Origin of the sequence: Allobosea sp. CER48, from assembly GCF_044752385.1 — a bacterium.
In the GTDB taxonomy this organism is placed as follows: domain Bacteria; phylum Pseudomonadota; class Alphaproteobacteria; order Rhizobiales; family Beijerinckiaceae; genus Allobosea.
The window spans coordinates 1-2906 of the sequence record NZ_JBIWYK010000401.1 but is presented as its reverse complement, the minus strand read 5'-3'; the positions used below and the strand labels follow the sequence as shown (position 1 = coordinate 2906).

Sequence of the window (2906 nt, the reverse complement as noted above, 5' to 3'; positions counted from 1 at the left end):
GTCCGTTTGATCGGGAACAGCGAGTCGACGCCCCAGTTCATGACGAAGACCGTCCACCCATTGCCGCCCGCCCTCGAACGTCCGGGTGCCGGCGCCTTCCGCGATGCCATGGCGCAAGTCGTGAGCGCGGTCCACGTCGTCACGACCGAAGGACCGGCCGGCCGCGTGGGGCTCACTGCTACGGCCGTCGCTTCGGTCTCGGATTCGCCGCCAACCGTGCTGGCGTGCATCGCCCAGGCGAGCCGCACGCTTGCCGCCATCGAGGCAAGCGGGACGTTCTGCGTGAACACCCTTCCCGCACACCTCGTCGAACTCGCTGAGATTTTCGCGAGCCGGCGTGGCATCGAGGGGGAAGAACGCTTCATGACGGCGCGCTGGGGCACGCTAGCGACCGGCGCACCGGTTCTGCTCGATGCCGTCACCGCTTTCGATTGCCGGCTGGTCGCGACGCACGACATCGCGAGCCATCGCGTCCTGATCGGAGAGGTCGTGGGCCTCGGCGGCTCGGGCCGCGGCGCCGGGCTGATCTACCGTGGACGGCATTTCGGCTCCGTCTGAACCGATTTCCAGCTTCAGCCCGGCCTGATTGCGCCAGCCGCCGAGATCGAGATCACCCGGCCGGCGATGAGCGATTGCTCCGTGGCCGCGAGGCGAAAGGCCGGCGGCGTCCGCCATCCCATTTCGCGGGCGACGACGAGGCCAAGGAGCAGGATGGCATCCGGGGCGTCCAGCAACAGTGCCGCCGGGGCCTTCCCGGCATGGACCAGTTCCAGCAGCACGGCGGAGGCGGAGGACGAGCCGATCGTACCCGGCAGGGCGAGGATCGTGCCCGCCACGCACCAGCCGAGCTGAGGATGACGGGCATCGATGATCGTGCCGGTGGCGGGATCGACGCCGCCCCAGAAGCTGATCGGAGCGGTCAGCGCCAGGCACTCGCCCCGAGCGGGGCCGCCGGGCAGCAGGATCTGCGCCTTCAACTCCATGAGCGCGGTTCCCTGACGAGCCGGCCCGCCACGGCGCTCTCCACACATTCGGCCAGCGAGCCATAGGTCACGGCATAGCCGGTGTTGCCCGGGGCATAGTGGGCGAACTTGCCGGAGTTGGTCATCAGCACGGCTCCGGCCAGTTCGGGCAGGATCGGCGTGACCACGACACAGGTATCGACCACGAAGACGACACCTGCCTCTTCCAGCGCGCGGCGCCGGCCCTGCGCTTCCAGCGGGGCGAGCACGTGCCGGCCGGTATTGGCGTAGAGCGGGATTTTCAGCGCCCGCCCGGCCATCAGGCGCTCGACCTCATCGATCTCCGCCAGCGAGAGATGCGGCGAGCCGATCGCGACGGCGTCGACCCGCTTGGTCGCTCCGGCCGTCGAGAGCCGGGCGAGCGCTGCGGCGATGTCGGCCGGCGTCAGGGCGATCCGTTCACGCGGCGGCGCGCCGCCGAGCGCGGCGTCGATATCGGGAGCTTCCGGCGTGACGCCGGCGACGTGGAACAGGCCGACGCCACCCGCCGAAGCTGCCGCGGCCCCCAGCGCCTTGAGCCGATCCTCGCTGGTGAACCCTTGCAAACCGTCGATGACGGCGACTGCATCGCCAGCCGCGCGCCCGAGGATCGTGCCGAGCACGGGGTAGAACACATCCGCCTCGCGGAGTTCCCGCGACAGGCCGCCGACATCGACGAGCAGCGTGGCAAGGCGATTCTCGGTGCGGTGCAGGCCATAGTCCGGTGCCCTACCACTGATGGCGCAGGCGATGTCGAGGAAATCGCCGTAGCGGTTGGTGCGGGCACCGAGGACCGAATTGCAGAAGACCACCGCGTTCGATTCGCCCCAGGCGACGTCCGTGCCCCGTGCCGGCCGGTGCCCGGCCTGATAGGGCGCGCAGGTCCAGCTCGGCTCGCAACCCATCGCCTCATAGGCCCGCATCATGCGCCGGGCCATCTCCCGCTCATGCGGCGGCAGGCGGATGGCGGCGCAGCCGGCGGGTGCGAGCGAGCCGACATTGAGGCTGGCGCGCACGGTGACGCGTGCGCCGCCCCGGACCAGTTTCTCCGCGAAATGCGTGCCGGAGTCGCCGTGATAGAGCGCGCCGTCGATATGGGCGGAAGCGACCGGGATCAGCCGCGACGCGCCCATCAGCCGGGCCGCCTCGGCCACGATGCGCATCGCCATGGCGGCGCCATCGCCCTGGCATCCGGCCGCAATCGCCCTTTCCTCCGCAGTGAGTTCGAGCATGCTTTCCCTGTCCGTGCGCTGTCCGTTTCGTCCGGCCTCTTGTGCAGGCGAGGGCTTTGCGACCATGGATAGGGAACTGGATAGCCTTCGAACCGCGCCGGCCGCAATCGTCCGAGCCGCGGCTTACTGCTCGGGAGATGCGCCATGGCGATGACGATGAATGGCGAGGCGACGCTGCCTGCCGCGAAAAACGTGGTCTGGGCCAAGCTCAACGATCCCGAGGTGCTGAAGGCCTGCATCCCCGGCTGCGAGCAACTGACCAAGGACGACGACACGCATCTCTCGGCGGTGGTGAAGGTCAAGCTCGGACCGGTGAAGGCGACGTTCAAGGGCAAGGTCGAGCTCAGCGAACTCGATCCGCCGAACGGCTACCGTATCTCCGGCGAGGGCGAGGGCGGCATCGCCGGCTTCGCCAAGGGCGGCGCGCGAGTCCATCTGAGTGATGCCGAGGGCGGCCAGACGCTGCTGCGCTACGAAGTCGAGGCCCAGGTCGGCGGCAAGCTGATCCAGCTCGGCTCGCGCCTGATCGATTCGGTTTCGAAGAAGCTGGCCGACGAGTTCTTCGCCAATTTCGCCAAGGCGGTTAGCGAAGGCTGACGCTCGCTCACGAGGCCTTGCGCAACGCGTCGAGCGCCTGCGAGACGGCGGATTCGGCCGCTCCGACCTGAAGTGC

At 69.0% G+C, this 2906-nt stretch carries 4 protein-coding genes; 2 read left to right on the top strand and 2 right to left on the bottom strand.

Going from position 1 to position 2906, the window contains the following annotated elements:
• Positions 1 to 558, top strand: a 558-nt coding sequence (locus ACIPIA_RS13530; RefSeq protein ID WP_400510297.1) for a flavin reductase, incomplete at its 5' end; no start/stop codon positions are given.
• A gap of 14 nt (positions 559 to 572) precedes the next feature.
• On the opposite strand, the gene ACIPIA_RS13525 is transcribed toward ACIPIA_RS13530, so the two are convergent.
• Together ACIPIA_RS13525 and ACIPIA_RS13520 are read right to left on the bottom strand one after the other, a co-directional pair.
• On the bottom strand, positions 573 to 983 hold the full coding sequence (locus ACIPIA_RS13525) for an aconitase X swivel domain-containing protein (RefSeq protein ID WP_400510296.1): 411 nt from the start codon (positions 981 to 983) through the stop codon (positions 573 to 575).
• Positions 974 to 2233 carry an aconitase X gene (locus ACIPIA_RS13520; protein WP_400510295.1) on the bottom strand — a complete coding sequence of 420 codons (1260 nt, stop codon included), beginning with the start codon at positions 2231 to 2233 and terminating at the stop codon, positions 974 to 976. Before ACIPIA_RS13520 ends, ACIPIA_RS13525 begins: the two co-directional genes overlap by 10 nt.
• Before the next feature lie 144 nt (positions 2234 to 2377).
• Between ACIPIA_RS13520 and ACIPIA_RS13515 the strand changes: the two genes are divergently transcribed.
• Positions 2378 to 2830, top strand: a complete 453-nt coding sequence (locus ACIPIA_RS13515) for a CoxG family protein (RefSeq protein WP_400510294.1) — start codon at positions 2378 to 2380, stop codon at positions 2828 to 2830.
• The last annotated feature ends 76 nt before the right edge of the window (positions 2831 to 2906 follow it).